This window comes from Bacteroidota bacterium, from assembly GCA_039111535.1.
GTDB lineage: Bacteria > Bacteroidota > Rhodothermia > Rhodothermales > JAHQVL01 > JBCCIM01.
Window position 1 is genome coordinate 1 of sequence record JBCCIM010000117.1, and the last position, 20697, is coordinate 20697.

Below are 20697 nucleotides of genomic sequence, written 5' to 3' on the forward strand. Positions count from 1 at the left end.
CGAGGAACTGATCAAACAGGTTGTGCTCATAACCAATTTCGTATGCCACTGTTTTGGGCATCGGATGGTTCGGGTTGCCAATGGCCGCCGTCTGCGAGAAGAACTCGGTACGGACAAGGAACAGCTGAAGCGGATCAAGAATCTGCCGGAAATGGCCATAGTTGAAGTACAGCTTGCTGTTCACCGTAATCGGGAATGAAACCCCAACACGCGGACTAAGGAATACCTGGCGATCTGTTGGCTCTGTTGGCAGGTTCTCTTCGAGATTGGCCGAACCAAATTTCGCCGTAAAAGCGCGCGTATATGCGTCATATTCGATCCATTCACCACCCGCGTGGAAGTAGTCCAAACGAACACCCAGGTTAGCAACCATACCCTGGAATTCGAGTTTGGTCTGTGCATAACCACCACCGACATGCGGCTGACGGTTCCACTTGAACTTCGGATTGGCGTGATGTACATGGAATGAGTCCTGGTCACCATGGTTCACATTGTAATCACCATAGTCGTAAGACAGGCCAGCTTTCACCTGCATAAAGCGGTTAACCTGGCTGGTAATGTCAAACTGTGCCATGTAGCGAACTACGTCAGACGTATCGCGACCACGACCGCCACCACCGAGGAGATTACCACCGAGGTAGATATCGCCCTGGCCACCTGGCTGCGGATCCCATGAAAGGGGCGCATCATCTACAGGCACACCAGCGATGGTGTTGATGATGTTTTCTGCGTTACGCGCTGGGCCCGGACGGGTGAAATATTCAGTTGACTGACGCTGGAAGCGTACTTCGTAGAATGTATTTGGGTTTACCGCATGCGTAAATTCAGCACCGATGTTAAACCGGTCGATGTCAGACAGCGTGTAGTTATTGTCCCGGAATACATGGTCACCGTTTGAGCGGACAGCCATCAAGTCGGAGCGGTTGTCCCACGGATAGTCGGGAGACTCGCCACGGTCAAAAGAGCTTACCCATGCCTGGTTACTGGTATTCATACCCAGTTCCTGTGCAAACAAACCGTTTACAACGAACTTCATACCGGTACCTACATCAGACGTCAACTTGAACTGTCCGGTGTAACCCTGGTATGCATCACGCTGCTGGGAAACGATATAGGCACGCTGCGTCTGGCGATAAGAAGCAAGGAAACGCAGGTTACCCAGTTTTTGTCCACCTGGCACGGGACCACCAATCGTGGCATCCACTTCAAAGTCAGGTGTTTCAGGCTCAAAGTCTTTGCGCAGGCGCCACATCATGAGTTCTTGCAGCTGCTCTGCAGAGAGGTCGTTGGTTGGGTCATCGTCGCCGGCCAGACGATCAGCAAACGAGTTAAATCCTTCCCATTGTGGATAAAACTCGCGCGTGTAGCGATCCCAGCCGCTTTCAGCAGTGTGTGTACCAACAAATGCTACGTCGGGGTCTACGTAGGGGCGCATGAAGAACGAGTCTTCATTACCAGGTTGTGGACCAAAATACTTTTTGGCCGGTGCGCTGTAGCGCATGACCGCATCTACCGTGTAGTTGGTGCGGCTTCCTTCTTTGGTTACGAGGTTGATCAAACCAGAGCGCAGGTTGCCATATTCAGCATTGAAACCACCCGTCTGAACCTGAACCTCGTCCACAGAGGTAAAACTCACGTTCATAAATGGTTCGGTGGTCCGGCCGCCGGCAGTAGACATCCCGTCTACAAGGAAAGCGATTTCATCGCGACCACCGCCACGAATAGAGAGTCCGGAATCGATACCGGCCTGCAGGTTGATCACTTCCGTTACACCAGCAACGGGGAGGTTTTCGATCTCGTCTGCAGTGAGTGTCGCGATGTTTGCAGAAACGTCGCGTTGTACAATCGGTCGTTCTGCCGTAACCACTACCTCATCAAGACCTACCTGCTCTTCCTGCATTAGGAAGTTTACTTCGGTAGTCAAGTTGGTACTGACACGGATACCTTCAGTGAGTCGGGTATTATAACCGACAAAAGAAGCACGGACTGCGTATGAACCGGGGCGAACGTTGATGATATTGTAATACCCATCAATGTCTGTTACAGCGCCCTGCGTTGAACCGTCGATAACGACGTTTACGCCAGGAAGCGCTTCCCCATTGCCTGCATCGGTAACACGACCGGAGATCTTGCCGGATTGTGCAACTGCTACTGCCGGCAGGAACAACGCTAGTAGGAATACAAGTGTGGTTGCCTTTCGCATGGTAGGTGCGTAGCTGGTTGGGTGAATGATGTTCACGATAAGTTAATTACGCTCATATACATGGCACCCGGACGCACAAAAGCGCTTCGCACTTGGGATGCGGCACACTGAACCATGGGATAACTCAGTAGCATATGTTCGATTGTAACTAACGGGGGCCCCCAAGTAGCCGGTAGCGAGGGCGGATCTTTTATGTAAAAGATGTAAATTAAATATTAAGATTTCAGCTAATAATCAAGGCACAATTCAGCGATAACTTATTCACTTCTGCTTAAAACCGCTGATATCCTCCCAATGATCGAATTCAATGCAGCGCTATTTACGACTAAAAAGGCTATTGTAAAAACGCTAAATTCGATAACAAAGCCGATTATCAAGCAGTTAGTTTCACCTGGCAGGCACAAGCGTCAAACGCGTCCGGCAAACTGCTATCGTAAGCAAAATAGATATTATCCTACTCGCAAATACATACCCCTAAATCATTGTAAATAAAAGAAGTACTGTCGCAGTTTTTTAGCAAGGAAATCCTGGTGCCGGCACTGTGCTGCGTGAAGAAACTCACTCCCTGCCACTCATATCCCACCAACAACACATGAGAACAAATTTGCAATAAAATGAGAAAAAATTGCAATTATGATCGCATGTTTCCCAGGTTAACTATGAGAATAAATAGAAGATTTTGTCAAATCCGTTACAAGTTGAATTTTTTTCTATGAAGGGACATGTAAATGGGTGTATGCGTAGCATTTGTGTAATTCCTACCCGCAGCTTGTATGGAAGCAGTACGATTGTGCTGCCTTTTCTAAAGACTGCTTTACCATCTGTCAAAGGTATCTGTGCATCTTTTTATCGCAACCGTGAATCCTTGTTGCTGAGTGCCTGTACAACTAACTTGTTATTACATGTAACAACAAGCACATTTGATGTACTAACCCTGTGACAATCTATCTGATACACCTTTAAATCTGTCCTAAGCCTTATGCTCGATGTCCTCTCTCAACCCTGGCCCTGGTATATTGCCGGCCCCCTGATTGGCCTCATGGTACCGGCGCTATACATATTTGCCGGCAAAGCGTTTGGAATTTCATCCAGTTTGCGCCACGCCTGCGCCGCCGTGCTTCCCAGTAAAGCAGCATACTTCAACTACAACTGGCGCCAAAAAGGGTTATGGAATCTGATTATGGCGCTGGGCATTGTGATTGGTGGCTTTATCGCGACCACCCTGCTTGCCAATCCTAACCCCATTGCCCTGTCTGATGCCACCATTACAGATTTGTCTGCACTCGGCCTTACCAATTTTAACGGACTGGTGCCCGCTGAGATTTTCAACTGGCAAAACCTGCTGACGCCGGTTGGCTTTTTGATGCTTGTGCTGGGCGGCTTTCTCGTTGGCTTTGGTGCACGGTATGCTGGCGGTTGTACGTCTGGCCATGCAATCACCGGCTTGTCCAATTTACAGAAAGCGTCCCTGTTTGCAACGCTCGGCTTCTTCATTGGGGGCTTGCTGGTTACGCACTTTGTTTACCCTATCCTCTTTTAATTGCCATGACGATGACTACTGAATCAACCACAACGGAAGCCCCGGTGCTTCGTGCCACCGGCATGTTGATGTACCTCGCCATGGGCATTGTCTTTGGCATCATCCTCACCAAGAGTGAAGTGATTTCCTGGTTTCGCATCCAGGAGATGTTTCGTTTCCAAAGTTTTCACATGTACGGTGTGATCGGCAGTGCGGTGCTGGTTGGCGCCGTGTCAACCCTGCTGATCAAGCGTTTCGATGTCAAAACGTTGTCTGGTGACCCTATCGAGATTAACGACAAGCCGTATCAACGCGGGTACAATCAATGGTTTGGCGGCACAACGTTCGGCCTCGGCTGGGCACTCACTGGTGCGTGCCCTGGGCCCCTGTATGCTTTATTGGGCGGCGGCGTGTCTGTCATTGCTGTTGTTTTGTTTTGTGCGGCATTGGGTGCGCTGGCTTACGGCTATCTCAAGCCGTCTCTCCCCCATTAGCCGCCGGGCATCACCCTACAGCTAACAAGCCGTAGATTTTATATACTGAACCCGATACACCGATACCTCCTTTTATCCGGGCAGTGGAATCCCTACGGGCGAAGCCACGTACAACAGCTTGTCATTACAAGTAATGATCTGTTTTCGCACTGCTTTCGGCTAATATCAACATACGACCCATTTTCCTAGCTCAAAACCTGGTATGTATTTCCGACAAGTATTTGAACCCAGACTCGCACAGTACGCCTACATTATTGGATGCCAGCGTACAGGCGAAGCGATCGTTTTTGACCCACAGCGGGACATTCAGCGCTACATCGACATAGCTTCGAAAGAAGGATTGAAGATCACTGCTGTAGCTGAAACCCATATCCATGCTGATTTCCTGTCGGGTGCACGCGCATTTGCAGACGCCCACAATGTTGCCCTGTATCTGTCCGATGAAGGCGACGAAGATTGGAAATATACCTGGGCAAAACAGGCTGGATACAACTTTCATCCGTTAAAACACGGTGATATGTTCAGGATTGGCAACATTGGCTTCCAGGTCCTGCACACCCCTGGTCATACGCCGGAGCATATTTGCTTCCTTGTAACCGATTTTGGTGGCGGTGCTGATGAGCCGATGGGCATCGTGTCTGGCGACTTCGTATTTGTTGGAGATCTGGGCCGGCCTGATTTGCTGGAAACAGCCGCCGGCGTGCAAGGCGCACAAGATGCGTCAGCTGCCCGACTGTACGATTCTGTAAAACAATTTTTAACCCTGCAGGACCACTTGCAGATTTGGCCCGGACACGGAGCAGGCAGTGCATGTGGTAAAGCATTGGGCGCCGTGCCGATGTCTACCGTTGGGTATGAAAAGCAGTTTAATGCTGCTATTCAGTTCGCCCATGAAGGCCGCGCACCCTTTGTAAATGCCATCCTTGACGGACAGCCTGAACCTCCGCTCTATTTCGGACGCATGAAACGGGAAAACAAAGAAGGGCCGGCGGTTCTTCCGGCAATCCCGATACCCCGGCAAATACCAATTGCAACGCTAATGGATGCAGCGGCGGCAGACGATACGGCTATCCTGGACCTCCGCACTAACCGATCTGCATTTATGCAGCAACATGTGCCGAAGGCCTTGTTTGCACCCCTCAATAATTCTTTCCCTACCGTCGCCGGCTCGTATATCAGGCCCAATGAGGCGGTATACCTTGTGGTAAAATCTTCAGCAGACGTACGCGAAGCGGTAGACAACCTGGTGCGTATCGGGATTGACAACATCGCCGGCTACACGCTTGCACAAGAGCTTGCCTCTGCATCAAATTTGTCTCAGATCCGGGAAATTGCGATTACGGACCTCGACATTTCCGGACGCGCAAACAATGCCGTGCTAGATGTACGTCGCAAAGCCGAGTTCGATGAAGGTCACATCCCAGAGGCCATCAACATTGCGCATACACGCCTGCTCGACCGGCTGGATGAGCTTTCCGAAGACACAACATATTTCGTGCACTGCAAAAGTGGCGGACGAGCAGCACTGGCCAGTGCCATGCTGAAGCGAGCCGGCCACGATGTCGTTTATGTAAACGGATTGTACGCTGAATGGGCAAAACACAATAGAGAAGAAGCTGACCAGTCGCTGGCAGCCTGATACACGCCAGCGGTTGTTCACCTTTATAACTAACCGCGATTAGACTACGAAAAACCATGTCTGCATGGTATCGGAAGTATAACAAGACGGATGCCGGCGGCGACTTGCTCGCCGGACTCACCGTGGGGATCATGCTGATCCCGCAGGGGATGGCGTATGCCATGCTCGCGGGGATGCCCCCCATCCACGGTCTGTATGCCTCCCTCCTCCCCCTCGTAGTTTACGCCTTCCTCGGTACCTCCCGCCAGCTCTCAGCAGGCACGGTTGCTATTGACAGCTTGCTGGTGGTTTTTGCGCTCCGCAGTTTTGCAACCCCGGGCACGGATCACTATATCCAGATCGCGTTTATGTTTGCCGCCATGGTCGGCCTGATCCATATTGCGTTCTCGATAGGGCGGATGGGGTTTCTGGTTAACCTGTTGTCGCGGCCTGTCATCCTGGGTTTTATTTCTGCCGCAGCTACCATTATAGGCTTCAGCCAGCTGTCCAATATCATGGGACTCTCCTTCCCGCGAGCAGAACGCATCATTATTGTACTGATCGAAGCCGGCCGCAATATAGCAGATACCCACATACTCTCGCTTGGCATCGGCCTCGCCGGCATTGTGCTACTCCTGTCCCTGAAGCGGTTTATTCCAAAATTTCCAGCGGCCCTGCTGGCAGTAGGGCTCAGCATTCTGGCTACCTGGTATTTCAGGTTGGACCAGTATGGCGTGCGTATTCTTGGCGACATCCCAACAGGGCTACCGGGGCTCGTTATTCCGATTTTCGACCTCAATCTTGCGGGCCAGCTGTTTGTGAGTGCGCTCACCCTTGCCCTTATCCAGTTTACCAATGTGGTATCGCTCGGCAAGTACTATGCGTCCATCAACAACCACAGTATCAATCCGAACAGGGAGCTGTTTGCCATTGGTATGGCAAACCTCGTCGGGAGTTTTTTCCAGAGTTATGCCGTTTCCGGTGGTTTTTCGCGCTCAGCGGTTAACAACGAAGCTGGTGCACGGACGCCCATGGCAAACCTGGTAGCCGCTACCCTCGTTGCCTTGACACTCCTCTTTCTTACACCAATTTTCTACTACTTGCCCGTCCCGATCCTTGCATCCATCATTATGGTAGCCGCTTTTGGTATGATCAACATCTCCGGGATTCGCAACCTCTACAAGATGAAACGCAGCGATGGACACCTTGCCCTTATGACTTTTATTGTCACGCTGGTGCTTGGACTGCAAAAAGGTATTCTCATTGGTATTGCTGCCTCGGTTGTCGTAGTGATGTACCGGATTAGCAGACCCAACGTCGCTGTCCTGGGCAATCTCCCGGGCACACGTTCTTTTAGAGATGTAGAGATTTTTGAAGAGGCCAAATTGATTGCCGGCATCCTCATCCTCCGCGTTGACGCCTCTTTCTCTTATGCCAATGCAGATTACCTGAAAGAACTCATTGTTCATATCTGCGATTTGCCAAAGAATACGGATATCCACTCCGTTATTATCGATGCCAGTGCAGCCAATGACCTCGACACCACCGCTGTTGAGGCGCTGTTCTCTGTTGTAGAGCAACTGGATGAGCGTGAGATTGGTCTGTACTTTACTGGTGTGCACGGCTCGGTGAGTGGCGTAATCAGGCGATCAGGATTGGAAAAGCGTCTTGGAGAGGACCATTTCTTCCTCAGTCCTTACCGGGCTGTGCAGCACATACAGTGCGAAAAGGGCATTTCGCAGATCAGCGAACGTGAAATAATTCAGGCAGCCAGCCTGACCGGGTCGCTGCCGGCGCCTGTTACGAACCCTGATTAAATTTGGGGGCAAACTCGCGCAACGGCATGCTGTTGTGTTTGCCTTTCTCACCATCACGAACCAGTTCGAGCTCGTAAGACACTTTATCCGTTCTATAATACCGGCGCTGAAAATAGACGGGCTTGTCGTGGGTTGTCATGGAAGTCCGTTCGATGAGAAAAAGCGCAAGCCCTTCGCGCACATGAAGCTGCTCAGCCAGAAAACGATCGGCATTTACAGCCCCGAGTCTATAGTGACCACGCAGTACCTCAATTTCGTAGTCTTCTTCGAGGACCCGATAAATCGTTTCATTTTCCAGGTCTGATCCTTCGAGTAACTGCCCGTAAAACGCCGGCAACCAGGTGCGGTCAAATGCGATAGGTTCACCGTTGCCCAAACGCAAGCGCTCCAACACGACGACCTTTTTTCCAGATGACAGGTTGAGCTTTTCCGCTATCGCATCCGGACAAGGTACCGTATCGTGCGACACAATTACGGAAGTGGCCGCAAGACCAGCCTGTTGCATGTCCTCCACAAAACTGGTGAGGCGCACCATGTCCTGCGAAACGCGATTGTCAGCAACAAATGCCCCCAATCCCTGCCGGCGAAATATCAAACCTTCACTTTCCAAGGTCTGCAACGCTCGCCTAACCGTAATCCGGCTCACGCCAAACTGCTCACAAATCTGGTTTTCAGACAAAAGCTGGTCGTTAGGCGCATAGACACCGCCATCGATTCGCTCTCGAATCCAGTTGCTAATCTGTTCATGCCGTGGTTTTCCCGACGCAAGCATACCCACTCCTTTTGTGTACTATTTGTTCAAGGTACGGACGTGGTAACTAAATAGAAAACATGTAATTACAAGTAATCAACTTGTTCAATGCGAACGCCTTTATTGGAAAAAATCATTATTGCATTACGTATGCAATCGGTTTGTATCGTCTAACGTAGAAGTCCAGTACTTTTTTCTGCTTGATTTGGGTTAATGCCATGATGGGTATCTGGACCGTTTTACGCCCCCTGATCACCTGGCGTGTGCTGGCCCATGCCACTCGACTTCCATACCGGATGGCACTTGGGGGGGACATTGTCTAATTTGGCTGCTATTAAAAAGTGGGCTGGCATGCAGATATATTCGTTCATGAACGCCAGGAATCGCATCTTGTAAGCCCAATCTGTATATTCATCGGACACAATGATGAATACCAAGATGAAGCGCAGAACCTTCCTCAGACGCACTGCATTCGCAAGTTGTACCAGTATGATCCCAGTTTCATTGCTGGTTCCCCAACCTATTGCTACCCACCAATTGGCCCGTCCGGAGCTTCTCCAACTCCTGGACGACCCGGATGCTGTTGCAGCCATAGGAGAAGCCTACCTTGCTTCATCTCCAGATCCGCACACAGTAACATCGCTCACAAGCCTGCTAGAACGCCGGCTCGGATCGCTCCGCTTACAAGCACTGCCAGATGCGATTTCAGCGCGTGTTAAACACGACTTTGCAACAGGTTACACCTGTCAGCTCAACGGCTGGATTCTCGCAGAAACCGAAGCGATGCAATGTGCACTCTTTAGCCTCACCAGGGTATAAACAAAGCACCCCACCCCCATGCATACTGATGCGCGTACCCTTGATGACCACAGTGTCATTGAAGGAGATATTTGTATCGTTGGCGCAGGCGCTGCCGGCATCAGCATGGCCCTCGAATGGGCCAATACCGCTTACAACGTGATTCTCCTCGAAGGAGGTGGATTTAATGTTGAGTCTGATATCCAGAACTTGTACGCCGGCGAAAGCGTTGGCCAGCGGTATTTCCCGCTCCAATCAGCCCGACTGCACTTCTTTGGTGGCACTACGGGGCATTGGGCCGGCTGGTCAGCACCATATGACCCGCAAGATTTTGCATACCGCCCCTGGATCCCGCACAGCGGCTGGCCTATCTCGCGTAACGATCTCGACCCATACTACAACAGGGCATCCGAGATTGTAGAATTGCAGAAATACTCTTTTGATATCGATGCGTACATAGGCAATGATCCCGAACTGGTAAAACTCCCTTTCGAAGACTCCCCTGTGTGGACCAAAATGTGGCAATTGAGTCCACCGACACGTTTTGGCAAAAAGTACAGGCAGGCTATTGTCGATTCCCCCAACATTCATCTATACACCCACGCCAACGTTTGTAATATTGAGGCAAACGAGTCCGTATCAGCGGTAAAGCAGGTCGAAATCAGAGACCTGAACGGGAAATCACACGCTGTGCGTGCGCGCAGATTTGTGTTGGCCTGTGGGGCAATGCAAAATGCGCGGTTGCTGCTTGCTTCCAACAAACAGGCAACCGCCGGCCTGGGCAACACCAATGACCTCGTAGGTCGCTACTTCATGGAACACCTGGAAGTAGATTCTGCCCGGTTTTTACTCCCAAACCCGGGCCCGATGAAACTGTACACCGTAGATCTCTTTATTTCCAAATTTTTTGGCGAGCTCTCATTAACCGCTGAGAAACAGGAAGCCTTGAAGAGCCTCAACTGTACAGGCTCTCTGCGTCCTGTTCCCCTTTCAGAATCTCCGTTAAGCATAGAGCGATATCCGGAAGACGCCGCAGAAACGATTCGTATGTTCGAATCCCTTGAGATACAGGCTGCAAGCGGCAATTCTATGTTGATCGACCATTCAAAAATAAAAGTGTATAGCATGCATACACGGCTGGAGCAAGCACCAAATCCAAATTCCAGGATTGGCTTGAGCCAGGACAAAGATGCACTTGGGGTGCCGCGAACCAAACTCGACTGGCAGTTGACGAAGCTGGACAAACACTCTATCCGTAGCTTCTATGAAACAGTAGGCGAGGAAGCCGGCCGGCTAGGCATCGGACGCGTCCAACTCAATGATTGGCTATTAAGCGACGACCCTATGTGGCCCCGGCACCTTGCAGGAGGATGGCACCACATGGGCACTACAAGAATGCACACAGACCCCAAACAAGGCGTTGTCGATAGCAATTGCCAGGTACACGGCATCCAAAACCTGTATATGGCAGGTTCTTCAGCTTTCACAACAGCTGGTGCAGCCAACCCAACCCTTACAGTGATAGCCCTCAGCCTCCGCCTGTCCGATTACCTCAAACAAATCATCGACAAAAACTAAGACAAGGAATCCTCAAAACTCCTCACTCAAAACTCCTCACTCCATAAGTTCAACCTCACGCGCATTCTCAGCAGACAGCAACACATCTTCTTCCATAAATCCATCGCGCTTCAGCATATAAGCCGTGATGGCCCAGTATTGATCTGGCGTCAGGGTGTTGCCAGCCTGGTAGGGCATGTTGCGTTTGTTGTAGTTATACAGCAACTGTCCGTTTACACGCGTGGCAACAACTTCTTTGGTTAAACGCGGCCCGATACCGTTTTCTACTTCATGACAACTGGCGCAGTAAGTGGTATAGAGTTGCGTTCCCGTGGCAAGCTGATCGACCTGTTGGCTAACTTCGGGGTTACATCCGCAGTTGTATAGCGCCATCAAGCTACACAGAAAAAGCAGTGTCCAGCGTTGCGCCCTCCTCCCCTGCATGGGTCCCTGTCTTGCGTGAATGAGTTAACCAATGGCACCGCGGTGCCGGCTCCCAAGGTACAGCAAAGTAAGGCAATAAAAAACTGTTACCCCACAACACAATCCCACAACTGCCCGTCTTCAAGGGGCGTCACGAGCGCGGTGATAACAAACGCAAGCGGCATCTGGATTAAGAGGGCTACCATCGCCTGGGCCAGTTGGTTTTCGATGCCATATTTGTCACACAGCGTGAGCGCAAAATAGGTCGGCAGGCTCAGTACACCGGTGACGGGCGGGACAATCCCGAGCATAAACGGCAAACGCATGATGCCCATCGAACATCCCGTTAAAGGACCCACTTCAAAGATTGCAAAAAACCACAGGATAAGTGCGGTGAGCAGTGTACTGAATATGATTGGCGATACTTTCATGACTAACCCATTCGCCAGAACAGATGTGAATTGCTATGTAGAAGAGATGCTAATAGCTTGATTTGATAGAAAAAGGTAAGGAAAATTGACCCTCTAAAGCCAATGTGGACGTTTAATCCCCTCATTAACCACATTAAACAGTCATTCCGAGAACCAGACTTTGCAAAATTTATCGTGTTTGCGCAGATGATGCCTAAACAGAGATCGCTCCCATCATCGCTTTGATTTCCTCTTCTTTAGATTGCAGAGTGGCCCAATGCGCTGCCGTTAATCCGATAGCATCCAGCAACGCCGGATCACAGGCCGGCACCTGCCCTTCTAGCAATCCATCTGCAAGCCGGGACGCTAGATGCGTGACATACACCTCTGTTGCCGGCGTCGGCGCATCACCGGGTTGTTCGTAAAACCGACAGGCATCAACAATGGTCGCAGGTAGCTTCCAGGTTGTTGCAAGCAGGGTGCCAACCCGCGTGTGGTACACCGCAAGAAGCCTGGCTACTTCGCTTTCATCCAGCACGCTATCCAGTTGGCGCGCAACAGACACGATGGTCTGCAGAAGAACGGGTTTGCCTACCTGGTGCAGCAAACCACACATGTACATCTGAGGATCAGGTGCGCCACGCACAATTGCGATCTCCTGCGCATAGAGTCCACTTGCAAAAGCATGGCGCCAGATTTCCTGAATTTCTTCCCGAAACCGCACCACCTGAAAGATCTCGCCCTGCATTGTAACCGATACCGCAATTTTCACCATTGCATGGCCACCCAGCCTCGAAATGGCCTGCCGTAGAGAACTGATTTTATACGTGCCGGCATAAATTGAAGAATTACAGACCCGCAACACATGGCCGGCAAGTGTCTGATCCTGGTGTATTAATTCAGACAATGCCTGGACATCAAACTCGGGATTGCTATTCATCTCCATAATCCGCTGAATCGCAAGCGGCAACACCGGCAATTTCAACTTACCTGTTTCAATACGCGCCGCAATGGCATCATCGTATTGTGAAAAAGCTTTGGAAACAGGGGCTTGCGCAGCAAGGACAGACATGGGCAACAGTATCTTGGAAGTCGGCTTGCACCGCTTCTTCAAAGAGTGGATATTCTATGTTCGATATCGGATGTATCTCCGTGCGCTTTAAAAGCCCCACGCCTCCAGCCCCAAACCAGTCAACTTAAAGATGAATTTGCAAAACCAGTTCGACCTCAGCAATCGCGTAGCCTTTATAACAGGTGCAAGCAAGGGCATTGGATTGGCGATTGCCCGTGGCTTGTGTCAGTTTGGTGCCCATGTGGTAATTAGTAGCCGGCGAGCAGCAGCGGTCGCCGAGGTGGCTGCCGGTTTGCGTGCAGAGGGGCTACAGGTTTCGAGCGTGGGCTGTCACATGGGCAAACCCGATGAAATTGCTGCGGCTATCGATACGATTGGAGAGGAACATGGCCGGCTTGATATTCTAATTAACAATGCTGCTACCAATCCGGTATACGGCCCCATTCAGGACGCAGACGAAGCAGCTTTTGACAAAATCATGCAGGTCAATGTCAAAGGGCCATTTATGCTGTGCAAAGCTGCTTATCCCCTCTTAAAAGCAAGTCCCGGTGCCTCTGTGATCAACATCAGTTCTATTGAAGCCATCAAGCCCGATCAGGGACTCGGACTCTACAGTGTAAGCAAAGCTGCCCTGGTAACCATGACGCAGGTTATGGCAAAAGAATGGGGGGCTGCTGGCATCCGGGTAAACACCATTTGTCCGGGACTTGTGAAAACCAAGTTCAGTGCAGCACTCTGGCAAAACGAACAGATGATGGCACATATCAACACCCAACTCCCCCTCGGCCGCATTGCGCAACCTGAAGAAATGGTAGGCCTTGCCCTGTTCCTTGCATCAGATGCCTCCAGCTACTGCACCGGAGGCATGTACCTGGCCGACGGCGGCTATGTGATTGCTTGAGCGGGATTTCGGGATTTCGGGATTTCGGGATTTCGGGATTTCGGGATTTCGGGGGAGTGAATTCCGCCCATCAAGAAATGCAAACACCAATCAACGAAAACACGACAACACGAAAAACCAAAATCACCAAAAAACGAAATCACCAAAAAACCGACAACACGAAAACCCGAAATCACAAAATCCCCAGGAACCGAGTTAACAGCTAAGCATATTCAAATAGACCAATCAGTCTAATCCATGAATATCAAACACAAAAAAACAGACATTGTCAGCGGTGGTGAAGCTGTATTTCGGGCCAATGGGTACCACAACACCGGGGTTAAAGAAATCCTCGACGCTTGCGGCATCTCTAAAGGCTCGTTTTACAATTTCTTCCCTACCAAAGAAGCGTATGCGCTGGAAGTGATTGAATATTATGGCAACAGGCTGACTGCGTTTATGGACGCGACTTTCTCGGACCAAAGCCAAAACACCATCGAGCGGCTCCGCAGCTTCTATTACAGCCTCGTATCCATTGCTGAAGCTGAAGCGTGTACCAAAGGTTGTCTCGTATACAACATGGCTTTTGAACTTGCCGGCAACAGCGACACCGTAGCCCGGGCACTGGATATTCAGTTTGAAGCCTGGGTCACCCGTGTAACAGCGTGTATTGCGGAAGGACAGGCAGCCGGAGACATTACAACGTCTCAGTCTGCTGAAGACCTTGCTGCAATGCTACACACAGCTGTTAATGGCTCGTATGGCCGCGTCAAAATGAAACGCGACACCGCCCCCATGCGGCAAATGATCGATACCCTGCTTGCATTTATAGCCTCATAAATTTTTTTGCACTCAACTAGACCATTTGGTCTAACTCAATAAAAACACCATGAAAGTTACTCACTCGATTCTACTTGTCGCGCTGCTCAGTCTGCTCTCAGGATGCAAACTGGTTGATTTGCAAACAAAAACATTAAAAAAGGAAGGGCTTCAGGAAGCAAAAATTGCGGAAGGCAAGGCGCTGCTCGATAAAGCCTGGCAAGCGCAGGGCATGGATAAAATGCATGCCCATGCCACCTACCGTGTGGTAGCGGAAGACCATTGGAAAGGTCTTTTGGGGAGGCTAGGCAAAGTATGGCCGGATCTCAGAACGGACCTGCAACTCGATTATGCTATCAATACTTTTGACAGCCGCGTCAAATTCTTGAACGGTAAAAAAGAGGGGACATTGGCCGGGCTGCAAAGCTGGCAATATTACGAACAAGCACCAGGCGGCGATATTGCATTTCTCGATAAAGCAGACAAAAACATCCGATTTGGACTGGCAGCTTTTCAGTACTTTTTTGAGCTTGGTGATCGCTTAAAACGCGCGCCAATCATTACAGCCATTACGCCGGCAGAACGAGAGGGCCAGATGTACGACCGGGTATTTGCTACCTGGAACACAACCAAAGCCCACGTCGAAAGCGACCAGTACAGGGTTTGGATTAACCGGGACACAGGACTCATTGACTTCGCTGAATTTACGGTACGCGACACACCACTCAAGGCACCGGGGGCCAAAGCGTTTTACGGTTCTATCCACTTCGACGATTTCCGCGAAATCAACGGGGTATTAATCCCATTTGAGCAATTCATTTTTATCAATGGCCTGAAAAAAGACCGTAAATTCTTACACAAATTGACAATAGCTGACTTTGAGTTTGACGTCGTGGATCTGGCTACCTTGCGCCCCAATGCACAGCTTGACCTGGTCGGCGACGCTAAAACGGAATAGCCCCGGCATACACCAGGCAATGCCGGCCCGTTTGCCCTACACAGCGGTGACATAGGGCTGGCATTGCTGCTGTTTACCTTAACATTCTTTTTAATCCACAAGGTGAATTACCACCTTCTGATGCACAACGTTATATGAAACTAGGATACGTCATTATTTACGTTGAAGACGTAGCGGAAACGCTCGCTTTTTATACAACTGCTTTTTCGCTGAAAACCAGGTTTGTACACGAAGGCGGAGACTATGCTGAACTGGACACGGGAAGCACTGCGCTTGCTTTTGCCGCAAAGCAGCTAGGCGAATCAAATTTCCCTGACGGCTATACCCCGCTTAACAGCACCTTAAAGCCGGCCGGCATAGAAATAGCCCTTGTTACCGAAGACGTAGCCACTGCTTTTGTAGCAGCCCTTGCAGCAGGCGCTACCCAGATTGCACCACCCGTCCAAAAACCATGGGGCCAGACTGTAGGGTATGTACAAGCACCAGATGGCGTCTTGATTGAGCTCTGTACACCCGTTGGCGGTAGCTAAGGTATCGCTCAGCCGCAAAACCGGGCGCCGGCATTGGACATTTCCTGCACAATGGGCGATATTCGACAAAGCCCTGCCCACATGCCGGCTACCTGTATGCAGTTTTCGGATGTATCTACACCCCATGCTTTTGAGAAATCACTTGCGGCCATACGGACGTTTGTTGATGATGAGCTCGTGCCGCTCGAAAAATCATGGCAAAAAGGACGGTTCAACTACCTGCTTCCTATCCTGGAGCAAAAACGCGAACAGGTAAAGGCGCAAGGCTGGTGGACCCCACAAATCCCCCATGCCTTTGGTGGCCTTGGTTTACGACTGCAAGCTTACGGTCGGATCAGCGAAATCCTGGGCCGCTCCCCATTCGGACACTTCGTTTTCAATTGCCAGGCACCGGATGCCGGCAACATGGAAATCCTGATTGCCCACGGTACCCCTGAACAGAAAACACACTTTCTCAAACCTCTACTCCGTGGTTCAATCCGTAGTTGCTTTGCCATGACAGAACCCGGACAGGCAGGCTCCAACCCTGTTGTCCTTCAAACAACTGCCACCAAAGTTGGCGAAGAATACGTCATCAATGGCCACAAATGGTTCACAACAGGTGCTGATGGCGCCAGCTTTGCCATTGTGATGGCCATAACCAATCCACTTGCTGAAAGTCCGTATGAGCGGGCGAGCCAGATTATCGTCCCAACCAATACACCCGGCTTCAAGCGGATTCGGAATATTTCGGTTATGGGAGATGAAGGGGAAGACTGGATGAGTCATGCTGAGGTCAAACTCGAAAATATCCGGGTACCGCGGTCGTTCTTGCTGGGTGAAGAAGGGTCCGGCTTCAAAATTGCGCAAGAACGGCTCGGCCCGGGCCGTATTCATCATTGCATGCGTTGGCTGGGGATTTGCGAACGGGCATTCGAAATGATGTGTATCCGTGTTGCATCACGTGAACTCAAGCCCGGCGTAACCCTCGCCAACAAGCAGGCCATGCAGCATTTTATCGCGGATAGCCGCGTTGAGATCAATGCAGCCCGTCACCTGGTACTGGATGCGGCGCGTAAAATTGATACGGCAGGGGCTTATGAAGCACGTATCGACATCTCTTTGATCAAGTTTTATGTAGCCGGCGTGCTCCAAAAAGTACTCGACCGCGCTATTCAGGTGCACGGCGCCCTGGGCATGAGCGATGACACCCTGCTTTCGTTCTGGTACCGACACGAACGCGCAAGCCGCATCTATGATGGCGCAGATGAGGTCCACAAAAGCCGGGCAGCGCGGCTGATTCTCAAGGCTTATGCCCCCCCATCTGCATCTGATCAAACCAATGGCAAACCATGACCGATTGGCGTGATCAACCAATAGATCTCAGGGATGGCGATGCCCTCGATATTGCCGCACTGCAGCGCTATCTGCAAGACCACTTCTCTTTCCCAGTTCAAAATCTGCATGTCAGGCAATACCCCAGTGGCTTTTCTAACCTTACGTACGAAATTGGGTGGGACGATACGCGCTGGATTTTACGCCGGCCTCCTCCCGGTGCCAATGTAAAATCAGGCCACGACATGGCCCGGGAATTCAAAATCCTCGACGGCCTCAGCCCCCTTTACCCTCAGGTACCGGCACCCCATCTCTATTGCGATGACCCATCAGTGATTGGCGCGCCCTTTTATATGATGGAACAGGTAGAAGGGGTAATTCTGCGGGCAGGGATGCCGGCAGCTATGCATCCTTCTCCAGCATTGATGACGCAGATTGCAGCGCAGTTCATCCGTACCCTTGCTGAGGTGCACGCGATTGATTACAACGCAGCCGGCCTTGCCGATCTGGGCAAACCAGCCGGATACATCGACAGACAGGTAAGCGGCTGGATTAAACGCTATGGCAAAGCCACGACGGATGATATTCCCGCCATGGATGCCATCGGCAAATGGTTACAGGAAAACATGCCGACAAACCAAAGCGCTGCGTTGATCCACAACGATTTCAAGTACGACAATGTGGTGCTCGATCCGGCAGACTGGACGCAGATCATTGGCATCCTCGACTGGGAAATGGCTACCCTCGGTGACCCCATGATGGATCTCGGCACGACGCTTGGATACTGGGTAACCGACGACGATCCACCGGCGATGCAAGCACTGAAACTGAGTCCGACAACCTTACCAGGCAACCCCTCGCGTAGCACGCTTGCCAACTGGTACGCAGCTGCTACCGGCACATCACTCGACCATCTGGTATTTTACTACGCGTTTGGGCTTTTCAAAATTGCCGGCATCGTTCAACAAATCTATGCCCGATACAAGCAAGGCCACACCAAAGACCCGCGGTTTGCCAACCTCATCCATGCCGTTCGAGCGTGTAGTCAAATGGCGTGGCAAGCAATCCAGACAAACCAAATTGATCCTTAACCATAACACAACGATAAACCACAGGCCCGAAATCTACCCCTATCCTGTGCCTCGATACCCTGCTTATACTTTTTTACCCGAATATGGATTTACAGTACATTAGCGCAACAGCATCTACCATCATCCTTGAAGCCAGGGAACGCCTGCTTGCTATTGTTGATAGTGGCGATCTCCAGGCCATCAAAAAAGCTGACAACAGTTTTGTAACGCGGGCCGACAAAGAGACCGAGCAATTCATCCGCGCCACCCTGGCAGAAACATTCCCTGACCACAACATTCTTGGCGAAGAATTTCCGACCATAGACAAGGGTTCATCCTACACCTGGGTGATTGATCCGATAGACGGCACGCACAGTTTTAAACAAGGAATCCCGCTATACGGCACATTGCTGTGTTTAATGGAAGACAAGACACCCCTGGTGAGTGTTATTGACCTGCCCGCCCTGGGCCGGCAGTATGTAGCGGCTAAAGGCTGCGGTGTAATGCGTAATGGCGTCCCTGTCACCCTTGCGCCGCCAGCATCCTCACCTATTGAAGATGAGGTCATTGCTACAGGAGAACGCGCGCAGTTTGTGAGTTGTGGTCTTGACGGGCTCTTTGACAAATTGATGGCTATCCATCCGCATGTGCGTACGTACTGCGATTGCTTCGGACATACCCTGGCCATAGAAGGAGTTGTTGGCGCAATGGTAGACTTTGACATACGCATCTGGGATTGCATGGCCACGGTACTCTTTATGGAAGAAGCCGGCGGGAAAGCTGTTTGCGTGGGCACACGTATGGATGCGGGACAACCCCGCTACGATTGGGTGTTCGGCAAGCCGGAAGTTGTAGATTGGGTGTGTGATACGCTCAACCTATCCCCTGTTGCTCACTAGTCAGCGCTGAAGTATTCACTTGAGCGCTGTGCAGTAGCATTAACCAGTGTAGCATGCCAATGCTCGTAGCATTGCCGTACTCACTCAACCGTGACAGGTATTTCAATATGCGCAGTTGTACTTGGTGCGGTAATCGCATTGAGCACTTCAAAAGTCAGCGATAGCTCCCTTACCCGTTCCACAGTTTTAACCTGAACGGTTTCTTCGTGGTGCGCCGGCACCTGCACAATGCCAGTGCTGTTGTGGAGGGTGTAGTCCGTCGTGTTTTTGAGCATCATGGGCATGTCTGAATTGTTTTTCAGCACAACGGATAACACAGTTGCATCTCCACCATACCAAGCTTCTTCTACCACCAACGAAGCCTCAAGCAGGGGCACGAGGTACGCCCCTTTCCCGATCAGTTGATTACGGTAATAGGCAGCGGTCCGTCCGGTTTGCATGGCTGCTTTGATGCCGGCTTCAGAGCGTTCCTCCGCAAAAACGAGCATCAGCGGCCGGTGCCCACCCTCTGGTACTTCATACTGCCAATCTACCAGACCATGGATGTCGGAGGTACCAACTACAGTCAGATTATGCGCGTACGCAATAGCGAGGGCTTCATCCGAATACGTGTGATCGTTGACCACTTCAATGCCGTGCAGCAACCCTTCCTCGATCAATTGGCGGTGCATATCTGTTAATGTGGCAACGCCATCAGCGCGCTGGGCCGTCCAGTTCGGGTGATCCCAGAAAACAAATCCGCCTTGCCGTTTCACTTCACGAAAGACGTCAAAGGGATCGTCCATCATCAGTTTGTTGGCATCTGTAATAAAGATGGCATTGGAATGCCCCGGCGGCATGTCACGCGTCACTTCTGCGCCCTGAATTACAATCAGGTCATGGCCTTCAGCCACTTCCGTGGCAATGTGATGGGATCGGTTGCGGTCGGGATGCGGGATGTCGTTTATGTGGGGTTGGTATTCTAGATGCTCTGTTAGAGAAATGGCATCCAATCCATCACGGATGGCTTCCTGGACGCGAATGTTGGGCCAGACGCTGCCATCGGAAAAAACAGTGTGAATGTGGAAATCACACAGCAGGGTTTGATAACCGGGGATATCTGGAAAGGTGATAACGCGGCCGTGTTCGTGGGAATGCTGGGCAAGCGCCGGCGTCTGTGCGAGTAACAACGCCAGGAGAAAAAACAGGCTCTTTTTCATGATGCGAGGGGGTGCAAATCAGAACAATGGGGTTTTAAAATAACCGAATAGTCCACGGATGCGGTTATCAAGACGTTAACCCTGTTCGACCAGAACTGCAAGTCTCGCTTCTTGCATTATCTGAGGGGATAAAAAACCAGTCCAAATGAAAGCCGGCTCTCTGCATACCCAAAATCATCCGGATCAATATCGAGCATCACCGTCCGCTGCTCTACCTCATTAAAGCCGCCCCATCCCAGCCGAAGACCTACTTCCAGCGCAACGGCAGGGGTCAGATAGTACGAAGCGCCGCCGCCCAGGGTTATGCCGCCGCCCAGGAACTCGAGATCGATATCTTCACGAACAACAGCTACAGCACGCAGTGCC

20 protein-coding genes are annotated in these 20697 nt (G+C 51.0%); 13 read left to right on the forward strand and 7 right to left on the reverse strand.

All coding sequences use genetic code 11. The annotated features are described in order from the left end of the window. Positions 1 to 2203: carboxypeptidase-like regulatory domain-containing protein (locus AAF564_16830; protein ID MEM8487220.1), on the reverse strand; the 2203-nt coding region annotated here is incomplete at its 3' end. Between the two features lie 979 nt (positions 2204 to 3182). Here AAF564_16830 and AAF564_16835 point away from each other — a divergent pair. The 4 genes from AAF564_16835 to sulP all read left to right on the forward strand — a co-directional run bounded on the left by AAF564_16835 (position 3183) and on the right by sulP (position 7651). After that, entirely contained in the window at positions 3183 to 3743 is a 561-nt protein-coding gene (locus AAF564_16835) for a YeeE/YedE thiosulfate transporter family protein (protein ID MEM8487221.1), read from the forward strand. Between the two features lie 11 nt (positions 3744 to 3754). Next, positions 3755 to 4216, forward strand: coding sequence for a DUF6691 family protein (locus tag AAF564_16840; protein ID MEM8487222.1), 462 nt, complete (start codon positions 3755 to 3757; stop codon positions 4214 to 4216). Positions 4217 to 4418: 202 nt separating this feature from the next. Continuing rightward, on the forward strand, positions 4419 to 5855 hold the full coding sequence (locus AAF564_16845) for an MBL fold metallo-hydrolase (GenBank protein ID MEM8487223.1): 1437 nt from the start codon (positions 4419 to 4421) through the stop codon (positions 5853 to 5855). 56 nt (positions 5856 to 5911) lie between these two features. Next, entirely contained in the window at positions 5912 to 7651 is a 1740-nt protein-coding gene (gene sulP, locus AAF564_16850; GenBank protein MEM8487224.1) for a sulfate permease, read from the forward strand. Here sulP and AAF564_16855 read toward each other — a convergent pair. Continuing rightward, complete coding sequence (locus AAF564_16855; GenBank protein MEM8487225.1) at positions 7635 to 8423, reverse strand: GntR family transcriptional regulator; 789 nt, start codon at positions 8421 to 8423, stop codon at positions 7635 to 7637. The genes sulP and AAF564_16855 overlap by 17 nt on opposite strands. 468 nt (positions 8424 to 8891) lie before the next feature. Here AAF564_16855 and AAF564_16860 point away from each other — a divergent pair, with 468 nt between their 5' ends. Together AAF564_16860 and AAF564_16865 are read left to right on the forward strand one after the other, a co-directional pair. Beyond that, positions 8892 to 9221 (forward strand): hypothetical protein, encoded by a 330-nt coding sequence (locus AAF564_16860; GenBank protein MEM8487226.1) that lies wholly within the window; start codon positions 8892 to 8894, stop codon positions 9219 to 9221. An 18-nt stretch (positions 9222 to 9239) separates the two neighbouring features. Continuing rightward, the gene (locus AAF564_16865) at positions 9240 to 10778 is read left to right on the forward strand and encodes a GMC family oxidoreductase (GenBank protein MEM8487227.1); all 1539 of its coding nucleotides are present in this window, start codon (positions 9240 to 9242) and stop codon (positions 10776 to 10778) included. 36 nt (positions 10779 to 10814) lie between these two features. Here AAF564_16865 and AAF564_16870 read toward each other — a convergent pair whose 3' ends face one another. The 3 genes from AAF564_16870 to AAF564_16880 all read right to left on the reverse strand — a co-directional run bounded on the left by AAF564_16870 (position 10815) and on the right by AAF564_16880 (position 12662). Further along, entirely contained in the window at positions 10815 to 11150 is a 336-nt protein-coding gene (locus AAF564_16870; protein MEM8487228.1) for a cytochrome c, read from the reverse strand. Positions 11151 to 11287: 137 nt separating this feature from the next. After that, the gene (locus AAF564_16875) at positions 11288 to 11611 is read right to left on the reverse strand and encodes a hypothetical protein (protein ID MEM8487229.1); all 324 of its coding nucleotides are present in this window, start codon (positions 11609 to 11611) and stop codon (positions 11288 to 11290) included. A gap of 193 nt (positions 11612 to 11804) precedes the next feature. Next, positions 11805 to 12662, reverse strand: coding sequence for an HDOD domain-containing protein (locus AAF564_16880; GenBank protein ID MEM8487230.1), 858 nt, complete (start codon positions 12660 to 12662; stop codon positions 11805 to 11807). Between the two features lie 130 nt (positions 12663 to 12792). Between AAF564_16880 and AAF564_16885 the strand changes: the two genes are divergently transcribed. The 7 genes from AAF564_16885 (at position 12793) to AAF564_16915 (ending at position 19132) form a co-directional block, all read left to right on the forward strand. After that, positions 12793 to 13563, forward strand: a complete 771-nt coding sequence (locus tag AAF564_16885; protein MEM8487231.1) for a glucose 1-dehydrogenase — start codon at positions 12793 to 12795, stop codon at positions 13561 to 13563. A gap of 237 nt (positions 13564 to 13800) precedes the next feature. Further along, positions 13801 to 14382 carry a TetR family transcriptional regulator C-terminal domain-containing protein gene (locus tag AAF564_16890; protein MEM8487232.1) on the forward strand — a complete coding sequence of 194 codons (582 nt, stop codon included), beginning with the start codon at positions 13801 to 13803 and terminating at the stop codon, positions 14380 to 14382. Positions 14383 to 14431: 49 nt separating this feature from the next. Further along, positions 14432 to 15319, forward strand: coding sequence for a hypothetical protein (locus tag AAF564_16895; protein MEM8487233.1), 888 nt, complete (start codon positions 14432 to 14434; stop codon positions 15317 to 15319). Between the two features lie 134 nt (positions 15320 to 15453). Further along, positions 15454 to 15849, forward strand: coding sequence for a VOC family protein (locus tag AAF564_16900; protein MEM8487234.1), 396 nt, complete (start codon positions 15454 to 15456; stop codon positions 15847 to 15849). A gap of 96 nt (positions 15850 to 15945) precedes the next feature. After that, on the forward strand, positions 15946 to 17184 hold the full coding sequence (locus AAF564_16905) for an acyl-CoA dehydrogenase family protein (GenBank protein MEM8487235.1): 1239 nt from the start codon (positions 15946 to 15948) through the stop codon (positions 17182 to 17184). After that, positions 17181 to 18254: a phosphotransferase family protein gene (locus AAF564_16910; GenBank protein MEM8487236.1), complete on the forward strand. Its 1074-nt coding sequence runs from the start codon at positions 17181 to 17183 to the stop codon at positions 18252 to 18254. Before AAF564_16905 ends, AAF564_16910 begins: the two co-directional genes overlap by 4 nt. 83 nt (positions 18255 to 18337) lie before the next feature. Beyond that, a complete protein-coding gene (locus AAF564_16915) occupies positions 18338 to 19132 on the forward strand; it encodes an inositol monophosphatase (protein ID MEM8487237.1) in 795 nt (264 codons plus the stop codon). Positions 19133 to 19212: 80 nt separating this feature from the next. Here AAF564_16915 and AAF564_16920 read toward each other — a convergent pair whose 3' ends face one another. Together AAF564_16920 and AAF564_16925 are read right to left on the reverse strand one after the other, a co-directional pair. Continuing rightward, on the reverse strand, positions 19213 to 20331 hold the full coding sequence (locus AAF564_16920; protein MEM8487238.1) for an Sb-PDE family phosphodiesterase: 1119 nt from the start codon (positions 20329 to 20331) through the stop codon (positions 19213 to 19215). 116 nt (positions 20332 to 20447) lie between these two features. Beyond that, positions 20448 to 20697: hypothetical protein (locus AAF564_16925; protein ID MEM8487239.1), on the reverse strand; the 250-nt coding region annotated here is incomplete at its 5' end.